Below are 15,856 nucleotides of genomic sequence, written 5' to 3'. Positions count from 1 at the left end.
CTATGAAACCTGTCGTCGAAACTTTCTTTGATAGTGCCACTTCAACCTTCAGTTATGTGCTGCATACCGGTATCGGTAGTCCCTGTGCAGTGATCGACTCAGTGCTCTGCTATAAGTCAAACTCCGGTAAAACCGATACCGAGGCGGCAGATAAAATTCTCGCCTTTATCGATATGATGATGCTCAAGGTAGAGTGGATTCTTGAAACCCATATCCATGCAGATCATCTGTCGGCGGCATCCTATATCCGCAGTAAAGCCGGCGGGCTGGTGGCTGTCAGTAAGCAGGTGACCGAAGTCGTCAGCACCTTCTCTAAACTGTTCAATGTTGAAGAGTCTGAATATGAGCTGTTATCGCGCTTTGATTACCTGTTTGAACGGGATGAGACTTTCACTATCGGTCCACTGAACTGCAAGGCACTATTTTCCCCCGGACATACCCCCGCTTGCACCGCTTACGTGGTCGAAGAGCAGATGATTTTTGTCGGTGATACCCTGTTTATGCCGGATGTGGGCACCGCACGTTGTGATTTCCCCGGAGGCTCTGCGGAAAAACTCTATGCCTCCATTCGCCGGATTTTAGCCTATCCGGATGAGACACTGCTGCTGATGTGCCATGATTATCCACCCACTGCACGAGCGTACGCCTCGGTGACGACGGTGGCTGAACAGCGGGAACACAACATCCATATCAATGACGGCGTGAGCGAAACGGATTTTATCGAACAGCGTCGCAGTCGCGATAAAACACTCGACTCTCCGCGGCTGCTGTTTCCTTCTGTGCAGGTCAATATTCGTGCGGGAGAGTTACCGAAACCGGAAAGCAACGGTCTGCGATACTTAAAGATACCCCTGAATTTTTTGTAATTGACTGATGTCTGACCGTAGCACCTGAGCATAAAGGTCTGGCGAAAAGACTCTTTTAAACGTTATTCGTTACAGAGACTCCGGTACTCCGATGGACTCATACCGAAATGTTTGCGAAATGCCTTGCTGAAGTGGGTCATATCATTGAAACCACAGGCATAGGCAAATGAGGACAGGCTATTGCCTGCGTTGACCGGGTTTTTCAGCAGAGTAGCGACCCTCTCCACCCGTCGTTGCCAGATGTAACGACTTAAAGAGGTGTTTTCCGCCTCAAGCAACTGATTAATATATCGGGTCGACATACGCATCGCTTCAGCAACCCGGGTTGGGCACAGATCCGGATCATGCAGGTTGGTTTCAACAAAAGCACGTATACGTAACAGCGAGGCTACCTTGGAGTTCGATAGTGGCGCTTCATGGTTACTCAGATGTTCGCCGATCAGTGTGCTGACCAGCTCAGCGAGATTCAACGCCACTTTCTCAGCGGTTATTTTATCAAACTGTGGCCGCTGCTGTGCCAACTGCAAAATATAGTTTTGTACCAAAGGATAGAGCTGACTGGAATGAGACAGGTTATAGGCAACCAGTCTGTCCGCACCGGATATATTACGGTTGATCATATGCCTGGGGATCTGCACCGATGTCAGATGAAACGGTTGGTCAAAATTTAACTCATAAGGGCGGTCGGCACTACAGAACCATCCCATCCCGTTATTCATCCGCGCTGACCTGCCATCCTGGGAGGCATCACATCTGCCGGTCTGTAACAGATTAAAGACAAATGCATCCGAGTCGGATTTTCTGATACTCGATAATGTCCTCAGGGCAACGTGGGGTGTTGCTCTGATATCAGACAGTTGTATATCGTCGATCTTTGTCCAGCGCAGAGCGCCTTCGAATGTACCGTTTGCTTCAACAGTGAAATCCAGTGGTGCCACTCTGTCGCAGACGACCTCTTTCCAGAAATCCAGTTTTTCGGAACCTTTCTGGTTATCGGTGGTAAACACCGAACTCTGATTACTGGTTCTTCCATCTATGTCCGTATTGTTTTTATGGTAAGACAATGGATGCGCCATTTTTATTCCTCCGGGATGACAAGTGCTATGAACAGCTGAGCACTGATCTTGGTTATGTTACGTCCTCATTGAATGCAATATTTGTTCCCCTATTAGAGACCCATGACGGTTCTATTGATAAATATCATCCCTTTCAGATCAGTTTAAAAGCCTGTTTCCGGTATGGCAAATGTTTGGTTCCTGCTCAGCCAAGAGTGCCGTTCTGACCAAGAAAACTCTCCGGGCTGCACAAGATCAGTTTTGCACTCAGGTGTAGCTTAATAGACATCAGATGGAGCAAACAGCGCCATTCAGAGAGTTAAACAGACCGGAGTGAGTAGGAATGAAGCACCATAATAAAGAAAAATTGCAAAACCTCCCCAAAGTGGGGCGTCGGTACTTCCTGAAGTCAGCAGCGGCCCTGGCGGTCGCCGCATCTATGCTGAGTTCACTGGAGGCGATGGCATCCTCAGATGTTATCAAAATTGGTTATGTCAGCCCCCAGTCGGGGCCATTTTCACCCTTTGCCGAAGCAGATGATTATATTATTGATCAGGTACGCGGCCTGCTGGCAGACGGCCTGACCATCAGTGGCAAACACTACGATGTTGAGATTCTGGTACGTGATGACCAGAGCAGTCCCGATCGTGCATCAAACCAGGCTGCGGATCTGATCAATGGTGAAGAGGTGGATCTGATGCTGTCTCAGGTGGCGATCGGTCCAAATGTCCCGCAGCAATGCGAGTTAAACGGCGTTCCCAGCATCAGCACCATGGGGCCCTGGGAAGCATGGATGTTTCCAATGGGGGGAAAACCTGATGTGGGTTTCCAATCTGCATTTCATTTCTTCTGGGGTGTTGCTGATATCGCTGAGGTGTATACCGGTCTCTGGAACGCTATCCCGACCAATAAAAAAGTGGGTATGGTCTGGTCAAATGATGTGCCGGGGATGGCGCTGGGAAATGCCGAACATGGTATGCCCCCGGTGTTTAAGGCCGCAGGTTTTGAACTTCATGAAGTGGGGAACTTCCCGGTGGGAGCAGATGATTTTACTGCTCATATCCAGGCCTTTAAAGAGGATGGTGTAGAGGTCGTTACCGGTCTTTTCAATCCGCCAGAGTGGGCCACGTTTGTGGCGCAGAGCGCGCAGATGGGGTTTAAGCCAAAAGTGATGACTCCCGCTAAAGCGCTGCTGTTTCCCTCTGGCGTTGCTGCTCTGGGCCAGTCCGCTGACCGCATGTCCACTGAGATCTGGTGGTCTCCTGCCTATCCCTTCAACTCAAGTCTGACAGGCCAGTCTGCGGCGGAACTGGTGGCCGATTATCAGGCTAAAACCGGGCGCACCTGGACCCAGCCAATTGGTGTGGTACACGCTCTGTTTGAGGCGGGTGTTCAGGCACTCAAACTCAGTGGTAATCCGAAAGACCCCGAGGCGGTGGCGAATGCTATCCGGAACATGCAGCTGGACACCGTCATAGGCAAGCTCGATTTCGGTCATGGCCCGGCAAAAAACGTATCCAGTATGCGTGTTGTTGGTGGGCAGTGGCGGATAGAGGACGGCAAGCCTGAGATCTTTATTACGGATAATAAAACCGCACCGGAAATTGCCATCGAACGACCATTCGAAGCGCTTTGATTGCAGGGTGGGATGATGATTTTAGAGATGGTTGATATCCGTAAGGCGTATGGGAAAAACGTGGTTATTCCCGGCTTGAGCCTTACGGTTAATGAAGGTGAATTTGTCGGCGTTATCGGGCCTAACGGTGCAGGTAAGTCAACCCTGTTTGGCGTTATTTCCGGTGAGCATGTGGCGGATAGTGGTTCTATTCAGATGGCGGGGGAGAATCTCTCCGGACTTGATGCTGCGGCACGCTGTCACCGGGGAGTTGCACGGACATTCCAGATTCCCCAACCCTTTCTGGGGTTGTCAGTTTATGAAAATACCCTGGTATCGGCGACGTTTGGTGCTGGTCTTCACGGTGAGGAAGCGCGCGAGTCTGCCCGAGCTGCTTTGCTAAAGACCGGTTTGCTGACGCTAGCCAATAATGGGGCGGATACGCTGACCCTGCTGCAACGGAAACGCCTCGAACTGGCACGGGCAATCGCGACACAACCGCGTCTGTTACTGCTGGATGAGGTTGCCGGTGGGCTTACGGATGCCGAGGTTGGTGAGTTACTGGAGTTGATTGTGTCGATCAATCAAAGCGGTGTCACTGTGTTATGGATTGAACACCTGGTGCATGCGCTGGTTTCGGTGGCTGAACGACTGGTGGTATTGGCAGAGGGGCAGATTGTTGCCGACGGTATTCCGAAAGCGGTGCTCGATGTGCCTGCGGTGCGTGAAACCTATCTCGGTTCTGATCTTGAAGATGATGAAGCGGACTCGGTGGTAGCCGACGCGGGAGGTGATGATGTTAGAGGTTAACAGCCTGTCGGCGTATTACGGTCTGTTTCAGGCGTTGTTCGATGTCGATCTGAGGGTGGAAGAGGGCGAGTGTATCTCCCTGATCGGTGCTAACGGAGCGGGTAAAACCACCCTGATGCGTGCACTGGTTGGCGCGCTAAAGGTCGATAGCGCAAGTGTACTGTTTGAAGGTCAGCCGGTGGGGGGGCAGTCTGAACGTCAGCAACTTGCCCGGGGAGTCACTCTGGTGCCGGAAGGGCGGCGACTGTTTCCCAGTCTGACGGTGCGCGAAAACATCGAACTTGCGCAGCATCACGGACGTCCTGGTAAGTGGGATGCCGAGCTGCTGTTTCAGGAGCTGCCTGCGCTGGCGGAGGTGCAGAACCGCATGTCTACGGAGCTGTCCGGTGGTCAGCAACAGCTGGTGGCAATCTCCCGTGCACTGGTAACCAACCCCCGCTTACTGCTGTGTGATGAGATTTCGCTCGGCCTGTCACCCTATGCCGTGGATGAGGTGTACCGCTTGCTGAACAGGGCGCGCAAAGACGGCATGTCAGTGGTGCTGGTGGAACAAAATGTACAGCGTGCGCTGGCTGAAGCGGATCGTTTCTACTGTATACAGAAAGGGCGTGTGGTGCTCGATGGCCCGGCCGCTGATGCTGACCATCATGCGGTTGCTAACGCCTACTTTGGAGTTTGATATGCTGGTTTTTATCGAAACTTTGATTAATGGCCTGTTACTCGGGGCACTCTATGCGCTGTTTGGCATGGGGCTGAGCCTGAGTCTCGGGGTGATGCGGATGATCAATATTGCCCACGGCGACTTTATTGTTCTGGGCGCTTATCTCTCAAGCGTGATTGTTATGAGCACTGATCTTGGACCGCTGGCCTCGTTACTGTTGCTGCTGCCGTTGATGTTTGTGATTGGCTGGTTGTTGCAGGTTGTGCTGTTTAACCGCGTCGTCGGCAGGGATCCGCTCTCGCCGCTGCTGCTGACCTTTGGTCTGTCGATTGTGATTCAGAACCTGTTACAGGAGGGGTTCAGTGCCGATACCCGCAGTCTGCCTGCCGGTGACCTGGCACTTCAGGGTGTCGAACTCGGTGGTATGAGTATCGGCGTTCTGCCGCTGATCTCGGCGGCGATCAGTATCGCTGTGTTCTGGTTTATCAACCGTCTGATCCACCGTTCCCCGGTGGGGGCTGCCGTCAGGGCTGTGGCTGATGATCAGGAAACCGCCCGCCTGGTAGGGGTGAATGACAAACGTCTGTTCGCCTATATGACCGGATTGATTCTGGTGACCGTGGGTATCGCCTCGGTACTTTACGGCATGCGCACTCCGTTCTCTCCGGCATCGGGTCCTGAGCGGCTGATCTTTTCCTTTGAAGCTGTGGTCCTGGGTGGGCTGGGTAATCTCTGGGGAACCTTTATTGGTGGTCTGATTATCGGAGTATCTCAGCTGTTTGGAGCCCGGATTGATACTGGTCTTGGGCCGTTTTTTGGTCATCTGGTATTTCTGCTGGCACTGATTGCCCGCCCACAGGGCCTGTTTAAAGGGGGGAAATCATGAAATCTGAAAATCTGTCTGTGACTGCCGCTGCTGCAAACACTACTGGGGTCGCTGTGAATAAAACCTACTGGATCAAAAGCATCATTTTGCTGGGATTGCTGGGCGTGCTGATTGCGTTGCCCTGGTTTACAGGCTATTCGACTCAGCGACTGATGGTTGAGCTATTTACTTTCTATGCCATCGCGCTGGCCTGGAATCTGCTGGCCGGATATGGCGGTATTGTTTCGGTGGGCCAGCATGTGTTTGTGGGTATCGGAGCCTATGCGATGTTCTCGGTTTCAACGACCTTTTCCCTCAACCCCTGGCTGGCACTGCCTGCATCGATCATCGTCTCAATACTGTTTGCGCTGATCTTTGCTGTACCGATGTTTCGCTTACGGGGCGCCTATTTTGCGGTAGGTACCTGGGTGCTGGCGGAGATGGCCCGTATTGCGGTGCTTAACAGCGACTGGCTGGGAGCCGGTGGTGGTATTCCTCTTACCACCATGACCGGTATCAGTCGCTGGTTACGCAATGCCGGGGTTTACTGGGCTGCACTGGCGGTCGGGGCTGGCTCACTGGCGGTTATCTGGTGGCTGATGCGCGGACGGCTTGGGCTGGCCCTGCTCAGTGTTCGTGACAGTGAAGCGGCGGCGTCTGCCAGTGGGGTTAACGTACTGCGTACCAAAGTGATTCTCTGGGTGATTGCTGCGGCTATCACCGGCACGGCGGGTGCGGTGGCCTATATGAATACGTTGCAGGTATCCCCGGGTGCCACCTTCTCACTCAACTGGACCGCTGCGGCTATCTTTATCGCTGTACTGGGGGGGATCGGCACTCTGGAAGGGCCGCTGATTGGCGTAATTGTCTACTTCCTGTTGCGCGAGTGTTTCAGCAGCTATGGCAGTTGGTATTTCATCATACTGGGGTGTATCGCCATTCTGACAATGGTGCTTGCACCGGGTGGTGCGTGGAGTCTTATAACCCGCCGGAAACAGATTGATCCGTTTGGGATACGCAGGATTTTATCCTGAATAAACCCGTTTTCTCTTAAACCTTTTACAACACAGCCTGGCTCCATGCATGAGCATGGAACGGGATAACTATGTCTTAAAATTGGAGACGCATAATGAAAAAAATCAAATACTCCGCTCATGCAGTGATTGCTGCCAGCCTGTTATTGGGCGCTGTATCAACGGTTCAGGCGGCTGAAGGGGGCGGTTCCAACTATGCCTCTGGTGGTGATAACTTTTTGATGGGAGCGGTACCTCCGCCAGGCTTCTATACCCTGGTGTTTGGCAATATGTATCGTGCCGATAAGGTGCTGGATCACAATGGTAATACCGTTACCCCCGATGATTTCAAGCTGTCTGCGAATGTTGTTGCGCCCCGGTTTGTCTGGTCAACGCCTTATGAGGTCGGCAGCGGTACGCTGGTTATGCATGGTATTTTTCCACTGGTTGACCTGAAAGTTGAAGCGATGGGCAGCAGTGAGCGTAAAACCGGGCTGGGCGACATAGTCTTCGGACCGGGTATTGTGCATCACCATTCGCAAAACCTTCACAGTGTGCTGGGGGTTGATTTTGTTGCCCCCACCGGGGACTACGATAAGAATGACGGCGTCAATATTGGCCGCAACTACTGGTCGACCATCGCTCTGTATACCATGTCCTATATCGATCCTGAGGGACTTAACTGGGACTTCAAAGCCAACCTGATTTTCAACCAGGAAAACAGTGCCACCCATTACAAAACCGGTACAGAGTTTGATGTTGATTACTCTGTTGGTTATGGCCTGGGTAATGACTGGACGGTGGGGGTCAGTGGTTACCTGTATAAACAACTGAAAAATGATGAGCTGAATGGCGTCACTCTGGCGGATTCAAAAGGCAGTGCTTTTTCAATCGGCCCATCAGTTAAGTATATGAATGATAAGAACTGGCTGTTCACTGCCAAGTTTGAAAAAGAGTTTGAGGTGGAGAACCGTCCATCCGGCTATGCATTCCGTTTAAAAACATCGATTCCATTCTGAAGCTGATGAAACTGGGTCTTAATTAATTAGGAGTAGAGTGATGGGTATCGAACATCCCAAATATAAAGTTGCTGCTGTGCAGGCGGCCCCCGCATTTCTGGACCTGGATGGTGCGGTTGATAAAACCATTCAATATATCGATGAGGCCGCTGCCAATGGTGCCAAGCTGGTCGCATTTCCAGAGTTATGGATTCCGGGTTATCCCTGGTGGATCTGGCTGGGCGCGCCCGCCTGGGCGATTCAGAAAGGTTTTGTGCAGCGTTATTTTGACAACGCGCTGACCTACGACAGCCCTCAGGCTGAGCGTATCCGTGACGCGGTTCGACGTAACAATATCATGGCGGTAATCGGGTTGGCAGAACGTTCCGGCGGGACGCTGTATATTGCTCAGTGGCTGATCGCACCTGACGGTGAAACGATTGCTCAGCGACGCAAAGTGCGTCCCACTCACGGAGAGCGGACTGTTTTTGGTGAAGGTGATGGCAGTGATCTGGCGGTGCATGAAACGGAGTTGGGCCGCATCGGAGCACTCAACTGTTGGGAGAATATTCTCTCCCTGAATAAATTCGCCATGTACTCACAGCATGAACAGGTACATGTGGCTTCCTGGCCCAGTTTTACCACCTATGAGCCGTTTGCCCATGCGCTGGGATATGAAGTGAATAATGCGGTGAGTAAGGTTTACGCGGTAGAAGGGTCCTGCTTTGTGGTTGCGCCGAGTGCGGTACTCTCTCAGGCGATGGAGGATGAGCTGTGCGATACCCCGGATAAGCGTGAGCTGATCCATGTGGGGGGAGGGCATGCAGTGATCTACGGCCCGGATGGCAGCCCGCTGTGTGACAAACTGCCGGAAGATCAGGAGGGTATTCTCTATGCGGATATTGATCTGGGGGTGATCGGTGTGGCGAAAAGTGCCATCGATCCGGGTGGTCACTATTCACGCCCCGACGTAACCCGTCTGCTGCTGAACAAAAGACGGATGCGTCCGGTAGAGCATATGGCGATGCCATTGGACTCTGTAGATGAGGTGATGACAGAGGAGGGATCAACAGAGATCTGATTCACGATGACTCCTGAGCTTACCCGGCCGGTAATAGAGAATATTGTCCGGCCGGTCTTTTTAGATTTCCTTTTCTTTGGGTGCCTGAGCGATCAGGTGCCTTTTTTGTCTTAGTCGCTAGTGATGATCTTTTGGCTTAATCGCCGGGATTGATTGTCATACAGGCTAACAGAGAGATCACTTTGAGATCGGACATCTGTATCATGGCATGAATGTCGAGAGTCTGAGAGGGAACAACCGCTATGCTTTACACTGTTGAGTGCACATTTTCCAATCCATCTGAATAAACCGTTAGGCAGACAACTTATCAGCCCTGCTTCGAAATGCAGGTGGTTTCCTTCGATGTTGAGATGTCATCTTCGTTTGAGGTGGCCCAGAACGGTTCTAACCGAAATCTGGAGTCCACCGGTTTCGTGAAATGATTGCTGCAGTGCGTTTATTGCGCGCGCCTGGAAGTGTCAGAAGGGGGATTTGATATAATCGGGGGTGAGGGCTGAGGTGGAGGGACAACCAACGTTTGCCAGGGTGCGGTCAATATCCGCTAAAATCATACTCAGGGAATGATCGACGCCCGCTTCTCCCCGTGCGGCCAGCCCGTAGAGGAGAGCTCGGCCCAGAAGTACTCCCTTAGCCCCCATGGCGATTGCTTTGACGATATCGGTGCCGCGGCGAAAGCCACTGTCGATCAGTATCGGTTTGTCGGTTGCCGCAACACTCTGTGCCAGAGTCTCTATAGGCGCCACGCAGGTGTCGAGTTGTCGCCCGCCATGATTGGATAAGATGACGCCATCCGCACCTTCACTGATACAGCGTACAGCGTCGTCCGGGTGGATTATGCCTTTTACCAGCAGAGTGTGGGGCCATAGCTCACGCAGCCAGCGAAGTGCTTGCCAGTCAAAACTGGCATCCATCTGTCTTGATAACAGGGCTGCCTGCAACTCTGTGTCACTGGCATCAGCAGTCTTAAAGTTGGCGAGTTCAGGTACACCATGCTTGAGCAGGGCCATCGACCAGCGGGGGTGGAGACAGCCATCCAGTATAACTTTTGGCGTATATTTAACCGGTATACCAAAGTCATTTCTCAGATCCCGTTCACGGAAACCATTGACGGCCACATCAGTGGTGAGAATCAGAGTGGTATAGCCGCTGTTTAAAGCGCGTTCCACCAGCTGTTGCGCCAGCGTTCTGTGAAGCACATACAGCTGGAACCATTTTTCCCCGTTGCTGCAGCGAGCAACAGTTTCAATCGAGCTGTTGGATGCCGTCGACAGAATAAAGGGGATGTTAAACTTCGCCGCCGAACGTGCCAGCGCAAGATCACCCTTGGGCCAGAGAATACCGTTCAGCCCGGTGGGGGCAATCGCCAACGGCGCAGCAAAATGCTTACCGAACAGCTCAGTTTCCAGTGTACGGCTACTGACATCCAGAAGTCGTTTGGGTGTCAAACGGATGCTGGAAAGTGCCACTTGGTTGTGGCTCAGGCTGTGTTCCTCATCGGCCCCGCCGTCTAAATAATCAAATACCATACGTGGCAGGCGTTTTTTGGCCAGCTCCCTATAGTCCTCGATCTTGATAGGAACTGCGATACTCATAGTAATTCCTTAATTATGTCGCCATTCATCGCAGTGACGATAACGTCTACCGGGAATATGCTGTCAGAGCGGTTTAACGTCAGGCGGATACCGCCAGATGCTGTTTCAGTTTGACCAACTGACACAGGGTTCTGTTGACCGGTGCGTCGATACCGGTTTCAGTGGCCACCATGACAATGGCACCATTGATGGAGTCGATCTCAGTGGCCCGGCCATTCTCAATATCCTGCAACATTGATGGCTTATGATTGGGGTGCTCTCGCATCGCCATCTCAACATTGTCCCAGATATGGGTTTCATCGAGAGTGATCCCCTTCGCTTCACCGGCGAGAACGGTCTCGTGCACCACACTGCGTGCCAGCTGAACGGAATCTTCAACCTCTGCAATGCGTCCGGGTGTCGCTCCCGTCACGGCACAGATTGAGTTCAGGGCGGCGTTAAAGGCTACTTTCGACCAGATTACTGAGTGGATATCCGGGTCCAGTACTGAGGTTAGTCCAGCGCCATTGAACAGGACTGCCAGGTGATCAACCCATTCCGGGTGTTGCGTGTTGGCATCCATCATGCGTGAGCTGGATGGGCCGTGGGACACCACATGACCGGGACTGTGAAGGTCGGCAGGCACCAGCGTTGTGCCGACTGCAATGCGGCTGAAATCGTGATGCTGGGCTATTTTGTCCGCATTTCCCAGACCGTTCTGCAGTGACAGGATTACGGAATCCGCTGTCAGCAGATGCTGAATCGATTGCATCGCGCCGTCGGTATGCATGGTTTTAGTAAACAGAATAACCAGATCGGCGGGTTGGTTAACATCGGCGGCCAGTGCTGCGGTGGCGGGTAGCTCACTGCGTCCATCATCGGTCTCCAGAATCAGTCCCTGAGCGTTGATTGTTGCTATCTGTTCAGGGTTTACATCAATAAAGGTGACCCGATGGCCCGCTTTAAGCAGTAGCCCGCCAAAATAACAGCCCATTGCGCCAGCGCCCACCACTGCGATATGGGGTTGTTCAGCTAGTCCGGCTGTAGAGGTGTTATGAGGTTGGTTATCAGACATGATCGTGTTCCGGTAAAGTTAACATTAGCTTGTGCACGCTGTGACGCTGATTGCAGGATCCAATATATCACTGGAGCAGGCTTGCTCCAGTGATAACCCTTTAACCAGGCACCCGATGATCAGATGGGATAGTGTCTTGGACCAAGCTGGAGAGTCATCCAGCGCAGATCAGTAAACTCTTCAATCCCCGCTTTCCCCCCAAAACGTCCATAGCCACTGGATTTTACTCCGCCGAATGGCATCTGGGGTTCGTCATGGACGGTAGGCGCATTGATATGGCAGATACCGGATTCAATACGTTTGGCAACCGCCATCGCCCGGGCTATATCCTTACTGAATACTGCTGCTGACAGACCATATTCACTGTCGTTCGCCAGACGGATCGCTTCATCCTCATCTTTGACTCGAATCATCGCTACCATCGGGCCGAAAGACTCTTCGCTGTAAAGGCGCATATCTGAAGTGACGTTATCGATCAGGGTTGCCTGCATGATGACACCTTCAGCCTTGCCACCCGATAACTGGCTGGCGCCCTTACTGAGGGCATCTTCAAGCAGATCGTTGAGTTTGAGACCGGCCTGAGTGCTGATCAGGGTGCCGAGTTGATTGTGACTGTCCTGCGGATCACCGGCGACCAGTGATTTCGCTTTGGCAGCCAGTTTGCTGGCGAACTCATCCGCCACTGAATCAACCACGATAAGCCGTTCGGTGGACATACAGATCTGGCCCTGGTTGAAAAAGGCCCCAAACGCCGCAGCTTCAACCGCCGCATCCAGGTCGGCATCTTCCAGCACAATAAAGGGGGCTTTGCCGCCCAGTTCCAGCAGCGCTGGTTTCAGATAACGCGCGGCTGTTTCGGCGATGATTTTGCCGATTCCGGTAGAGCCGGTGAAGTTGATACGGCGCACGCCTTCATGCTCAATCAGGGCTGTTACTACTTCACCCGCCTGTTCCGGGGCGTTAGTGATGACATTGACGATACCGTCACCGAGACCGGCTTCGTTAAGTACCTGACCGATCAGCTGATGGGTGGCCGGACACTGTTCTGAAGCTTTCAGTACCACGGTGTTACCGCAGGCGATCGGTGTCGCGATAGCCCGTGTACCCAGAATAATCGGGGCGTTCCAGGGGGCGATACCCAGTACTACTCCGCAAGGGACACGGACACCCATCGCCATATTGTCAGGCACGTTTGAAGGGATGATCTCGCCGCCCACCTGAGTGGTCAGTGACGCCGCTTCCCGCAGCACCCCCGCCGCGATCATGACATTGAATCCGGCCCAGGCAGGGGTTGCACCTGTTTCCTCCATCATCCGGCTAATAAACTCATCCTGATAGGACTCCATAATATCAGCCGCTTTGAGTAGTTTCGCCCGGCGTTCGCCAACACCTGACTGGGACCAGGTTTTAAAAGCGGCAGCCGCCGCGGTTGCTGCCGCTCTGGCATCATCGGCTGTCGCTGCAGCGGCTACGGTAACCACCTCAGTGCTGAGGGGATTGCAGCGCTGGAAGGTTGCATTCTCAGTGGCTGGCTGATCTTTACCGGCGATTAACAAAGAGATGTTGTTCATCTGATTACCCTTTTCTTGTTTTATGCTTCGCACTTGCTACGCAGTTCGGTGGCTTTTTTGTACACTTCACGGGCGGTGGTGGCGCCACGCTCTTCAATATTCCTGAGATATTTTTCAGTACCATTTTTAAGCGGCATACCCCATTCAGGATCGTTCAGCGGATCGTTAACAACATGGATGGTATCCCCCTGAGCTTTAGCCTCGGCCAGACCTTCCTGATCCAGACGGTTAAATACTTTGGCCGCCTTCATTGCCCACTTCATACCACTGTTATCATCAATAACCTTTTTCAGCTCAGGTGAGAGGTTTTCGTAGGTACGCTTATTCATTGTAGCGACAAAGGTGCTGCTACCATACGGGATCTGAACATGATGGTTGGTCAGCTCATTAATGCGGAAGATCTTCATCGCTTCAAATGGAAAGCTCAGGCCGTCAACCACACCGCGTTCCAGCGCTTCGTAAATACCTGGTGCCGGAATACCAACGGGCGCTGCCCCCATCTCCGCCAGCATCGAGCCGGCAACTTCATTGGGACGACGCATTCTCAGTCCGGCAAGATCAGCCGGTACCTTAACCTCTTTCTCCCGGGTGTGCAGATAAGCAGGGCCGGTGGAAAACATAAACAGCACGTGGGAGTCATCGTATTCCTGAGCCACGTCGCCTGAGTCATACAGGCTTTGCAGAATACAGGACCCCTGGGACGCTGATGCCGTAATGCCGGGTAGCTCAACGATCTCTGTCAGTGGGAACCGACCTGCAGAATAACCCTGAACCACACCGGTGATATCTGCCAGACCTGTTACTGCACCATCGTATGACTTAGCGGCTTTTACCAGTGTTTGCGATGGATACATATCAATCTTTATCTGACCATTTGAAGCCTCTTCAACGGTTTTGGCCCAGACTTCAAACACCTCAGTGTTGACTGCTGAGGTTGCTGGCCAGAAGTGAGCAAAACGCAGAGTCTCTGTTGCAGAACTGGCGCCAGTTGCGAATGCCAGTGATGCCGCTAATGCTATTTTGGGGAATAGTTTTGTCATTATCATGTTCCTTTCTTCGTCATTATTTTTGTTTTGTCTGTTGCTCAGGGTTCGATCGTTGTGGTGGGGATTTCCAATAGCACCGGCCCCTTGGCGTTGAGTGCGTTTTGAAACTCTGTCTGAAACTGTTCACGACTGTTTATCTCGATAGCTTCAACACCATAGCCTCTGGCGATAGCGCAGAAATCCAGTCCGGGTACATCCAGTCCAGGCGAGTCTTCAGCGTCCAGAATGCGGGAGAACCAGCGTAGGGCGCCGTAGGTTCCATTCTTCAGGATGATAAAGATCACCGGAATCTGATATTGAGCGGCGGTCCAGAGTGCGGTGATGGCATAGTTGGCTGAACCATCGCCGATAACACCAATGACCTGTCGCTCAGGTTGGGCCAGTTGTACACCCACCGCAGCGGGTAGGCCAAAGCCCAGACCGCCGGCGGCCGGGAAGAAATAACTCCCCTGATGACGCATCTCAACCCGCTGCCAGAAGGCAGTAACAGTGGAGGTGGATTCTTTAACGTAGATTGCATCATCCGGTGCCAGCGTATTTAGCTCATCGAAGATGATCTCCGGTGTCAGCGGCCCTTCGGTCACATCCGGCGCTGGAGCAGGAACGGGAAGCGCCACAGGCATACTGCGCTGGGTCTGTTGTGTCGCTGTCAGCAGCGCACTCAGCATGCCACTGATATCGCCCACCAGAGCATCACCCATGGGGGCTCTTGAGGCTTCCTGCAGATCGCAGGTCAGCTGCACCAGTTCTGCGCCTTCTGGCAGATAGCGGCCAGGGGCGTGTTGGTGATAGCGAAATACCGGCGCACCGATGACGATGATCAGGTCATGACCCGCGAGCTTTGCGGATACCCCGGCAACGGCTGCCGGGAGGGTGCCGCGGAAACAGGCGTGGCGGGTCGGGAAAGGACAGCGGGGTGCAGAGGGCGCCACCCATACCGGAGCGGCAATTTTTTCAGCCAGTTGTACGGCTAACGCATTGGCATGATAAGCGTCGATGTCGGGGCCCAGTACCAGCACCGGGTTTACTGCGTTATTCAACCGGTCAGCCAGCTTAGTCAGTTGTGCAGTCGAGGGCATACCTGCGGTGGCAACGTCACGGTCTGCCAGCAACAGGGCATCATCTTCAACCTCTTGCTGCCAGTCATCATGGGGAATGGACACGTAGACCGGGCCACGGGCGGGCTGAGTCGCCATGTGGATCGCCTGGCTGATGGCCCGGGGGACATCACCATGCCAGCTGGGTTCGTAGCTCCATTTCACCAGCGGGCGGGGAAGCTGGGTTGCGTCAACATTTGACAGCATCGACTCAACCCCCATCAGCGAGCGGGCCTGCTGACCAGCGGTGACAACCAGTGGCGAATGAGAATACCAGGCGTTGGTCAGTGCACCCATGGCGTTGCCGGTTCCGGCTGCAGCGTGGAGGTTAACCATCGCCGGTTCACCGCTGGACAGCGCGTAACCGTCGGCTATCCCCATCACAACACCTTCATGAAGACCTAAAATATATTCAAAGTCCTCAGGAAAATCCTTGAGAAATGGCAGTTCATTAGAGCCCGGGTTGCCAAAGATTTTGTTGATACCCTGCTGTCGCAGTAGCTGGTAGGTTGCGGAATGCACAGTTGCCATT

14 protein-coding genes are annotated in these 15,856 nt (G+C 53.1%); 8 read left to right on the top strand and 6 right to left on the bottom strand.

The window, feature by feature from the left end:
- Window positions 1-2: 2 nt before the first annotated feature.
- Entirely contained in the window at window positions 3-866 is an 864-nt protein-coding gene (locus OCU43_RS16605) for an MBL fold metallo-hydrolase (RefSeq protein ID WP_091359501.1), read from the top strand.
- Between the two features lie 62 nt (window positions 867-928).
- Here the strand turns inward: OCU43_RS16605 and OCU43_RS16600 are convergent, their stop codons facing one another.
- Window positions 929-1,942 carry an AraC-like ligand-binding domain-containing protein gene (locus OCU43_RS16600; RefSeq protein WP_091359503.1) on the bottom strand — a complete coding sequence of 338 codons (1,014 nt, stop codon included), beginning with the start codon at window positions 1,940-1,942 and terminating at the stop codon, window positions 929-931.
- A gap of 322 nt (window positions 1,943-2,264) precedes the next feature.
- On the opposite strand from OCU43_RS16600, the gene OCU43_RS16595 reads away from it, so the two are divergent.
- From OCU43_RS16595 to OCU43_RS16565, 7 genes are all read left to right on the top strand, one after another.
- Window positions 2,265-3,557, top strand: coding sequence for an ABC transporter substrate-binding protein (locus OCU43_RS16595; protein WP_091359506.1), 1,293 nt, complete (start codon window positions 2,265-2,267; stop codon window positions 3,555-3,557).
- Window positions 3,558-3,569: 12 nt separating this feature from the next.
- Window positions 3,570-4,346: an ABC transporter ATP-binding protein gene (locus OCU43_RS16590; RefSeq protein WP_217647446.1), complete on the top strand. Its 777-nt coding sequence runs from the start codon at window positions 3,570-3,572 to the stop codon at window positions 4,344-4,346.
- Window positions 4,333-5,025 (top strand): ABC transporter ATP-binding protein, encoded by a 693-nt coding sequence (locus OCU43_RS16585; RefSeq protein ID WP_091359666.1) that lies wholly within the window; start codon window positions 4,333-4,335, stop codon window positions 5,023-5,025. The genes OCU43_RS16590 and OCU43_RS16585 overlap by 14 nt, the downstream gene beginning before the upstream one ends.
- Window position 5,026: 1 nt before the next feature.
- Complete coding sequence (locus tag OCU43_RS16580; protein ID WP_091359508.1) at window positions 5,027-5,893, top strand: branched-chain amino acid ABC transporter permease; 867 nt, start codon at window positions 5,027-5,029, stop codon at window positions 5,891-5,893.
- Window positions 5,890-6,906, top strand: a complete 1,017-nt coding sequence (locus OCU43_RS16575; RefSeq protein ID WP_091359511.1) for a branched-chain amino acid ABC transporter permease — start codon at window positions 5,890-5,892, stop codon at window positions 6,904-6,906. The genes OCU43_RS16580 and OCU43_RS16575 overlap by 4 nt, the downstream gene beginning before the upstream one ends.
- Before the next feature lie 95 nt (window positions 6,907-7,001).
- Window positions 7,002-7,904, top strand: coding sequence for a SphA family protein (locus OCU43_RS16570; RefSeq protein WP_091359513.1), 903 nt, complete (start codon window positions 7,002-7,004; stop codon window positions 7,902-7,904).
- 40 nt (window positions 7,905-7,944) lie between these two features.
- Window positions 7,945-8,964 (top strand): carbon-nitrogen hydrolase family protein, encoded by a 1,020-nt coding sequence (locus tag OCU43_RS16565; protein WP_091359516.1) that lies wholly within the window; start codon window positions 7,945-7,947, stop codon window positions 8,962-8,964.
- 458 nt (window positions 8,965-9,422) lie between these two features.
- On the opposite strand, the gene OCU43_RS16560 is transcribed toward OCU43_RS16565, so the two are convergent.
- The 5 genes from OCU43_RS16560 to mdlC all read right to left on the bottom strand — a co-directional run bounded on the left by OCU43_RS16560 (window position 9,423) and on the right by mdlC (window position 15,855).
- Entirely contained in the window at window positions 9,423-10,556 is a 1,134-nt protein-coding gene (locus OCU43_RS16560; RefSeq protein WP_175483546.1) for an alpha-hydroxy-acid oxidizing protein, read from the bottom strand.
- Window positions 10,557-10,635: 79 nt separating this feature from the next.
- Window positions 10,636-11,610, bottom strand: coding sequence for a ketopantoate reductase family protein (locus tag OCU43_RS16555; protein WP_091359518.1), 975 nt, complete (start codon window positions 11,608-11,610; stop codon window positions 10,636-10,638).
- A 119-nt stretch (window positions 11,611-11,729) separates the two neighbouring features.
- Window positions 11,730-13,181: an aldehyde dehydrogenase gene (locus OCU43_RS16550; RefSeq protein WP_091359520.1), complete on the bottom strand. Its 1,452-nt coding sequence runs from the start codon at window positions 13,179-13,181 to the stop codon at window positions 11,730-11,732.
- A gap of 20 nt (window positions 13,182-13,201) precedes the next feature.
- On the bottom strand, window positions 13,202-14,221 hold the full coding sequence (locus tag OCU43_RS16545) for a TRAP transporter substrate-binding protein (protein WP_091359523.1): 1,020 nt from the start codon (window positions 14,219-14,221) through the stop codon (window positions 13,202-13,204).
- A gap of 44 nt (window positions 14,222-14,265) precedes the next feature.
- Window positions 14,266-15,855 carry a benzoylformate decarboxylase gene (mdlC, locus tag OCU43_RS16540; RefSeq protein ID WP_091359524.1) on the bottom strand — a complete coding sequence of 530 codons (1,590 nt, stop codon included), beginning with the start codon at window positions 15,853-15,855 and terminating at the stop codon, window positions 14,266-14,268.
- Window position 15,856 lies beyond the last annotated feature (1 nt).

The sequence above is a fragment of the Amphritea atlantica genome (genome assembly GCF_024347255.1).
GTDB lineage: Bacteria > Pseudomonadota > Gammaproteobacteria > Pseudomonadales > Balneatricaceae > Amphritea > Amphritea atlantica.
Note: the sequence above shows the minus strand (reverse complement) of the source record. Positions and strands in the feature narration are given on the sequence as shown.

Coding starts and splice junctions, on each gene's coding strand:
- OCU43_RS16605 (WP_091359501.1), top strand. CDS start 3: ATGAAACCTGTCGTCGAAACTTTCTTTGATAGTGCCACTTCAACCTTC.
- OCU43_RS16600 (WP_091359503.1), bottom strand. CDS start 1,942: ATGGCGCATCCATTGTCTTACCATAAAAACAATACGGACATAGATGGA.
- OCU43_RS16595 (WP_091359506.1), top strand. CDS start 2,265: ATGAAGCACCATAATAAAGAAAAATTGCAAAACCTCCCCAAAGTGGGG.
- OCU43_RS16590 (WP_217647446.1), top strand. CDS start 3,570: ATGATGATTTTAGAGATGGTTGATATCCGTAAGGCGTATGGGAAAAAC.
- OCU43_RS16585 (WP_091359666.1), top strand. CDS start 4,333: ATGTTAGAGGTTAACAGCCTGTCGGCGTATTACGGTCTGTTTCAGGCG.
- OCU43_RS16580 (WP_091359508.1), top strand. CDS start 5,027: ATGCTGGTTTTTATCGAAACTTTGATTAATGGCCTGTTACTCGGGGCA.
- OCU43_RS16575 (WP_091359511.1), top strand. CDS start 5,890: ATGAAATCTGAAAATCTGTCTGTGACTGCCGCTGCTGCAAACACTACT.
- OCU43_RS16570 (WP_091359513.1), top strand. CDS start 7,002: ATGAAAAAAATCAAATACTCCGCTCATGCAGTGATTGCTGCCAGCCTG.
- OCU43_RS16565 (WP_091359516.1), top strand. CDS start 7,945: ATGGGTATCGAACATCCCAAATATAAAGTTGCTGCTGTGCAGGCGGCC.
- OCU43_RS16560 (WP_175483546.1), bottom strand. CDS start 10,556: ATGAGTATCGCAGTTCCTATCAAGATCGAGGACTATAGGGAGCTGGCC.
- OCU43_RS16555 (WP_091359518.1), bottom strand. CDS start 11,610: ATGTCTGATAACCAACCTCATAACACCTCTACAGCCGGACTAGCTGAA.
- OCU43_RS16550 (WP_091359520.1), bottom strand. CDS start 13,181: ATGAACAACATCTCTTTGTTAATCGCCGGTAAAGATCAGCCAGCCACT.
- OCU43_RS16545 (WP_091359523.1), bottom strand. CDS start 14,221: ATGACAAAACTATTCCCCAAAATAGCATTAGCGGCATCACTGGCATTC.
- mdlC (WP_091359524.1), bottom strand. CDS start 15,855: ATGGCAACTGTGCATTCCGCAACCTACCAGCTACTGCGACAGCAGGGT.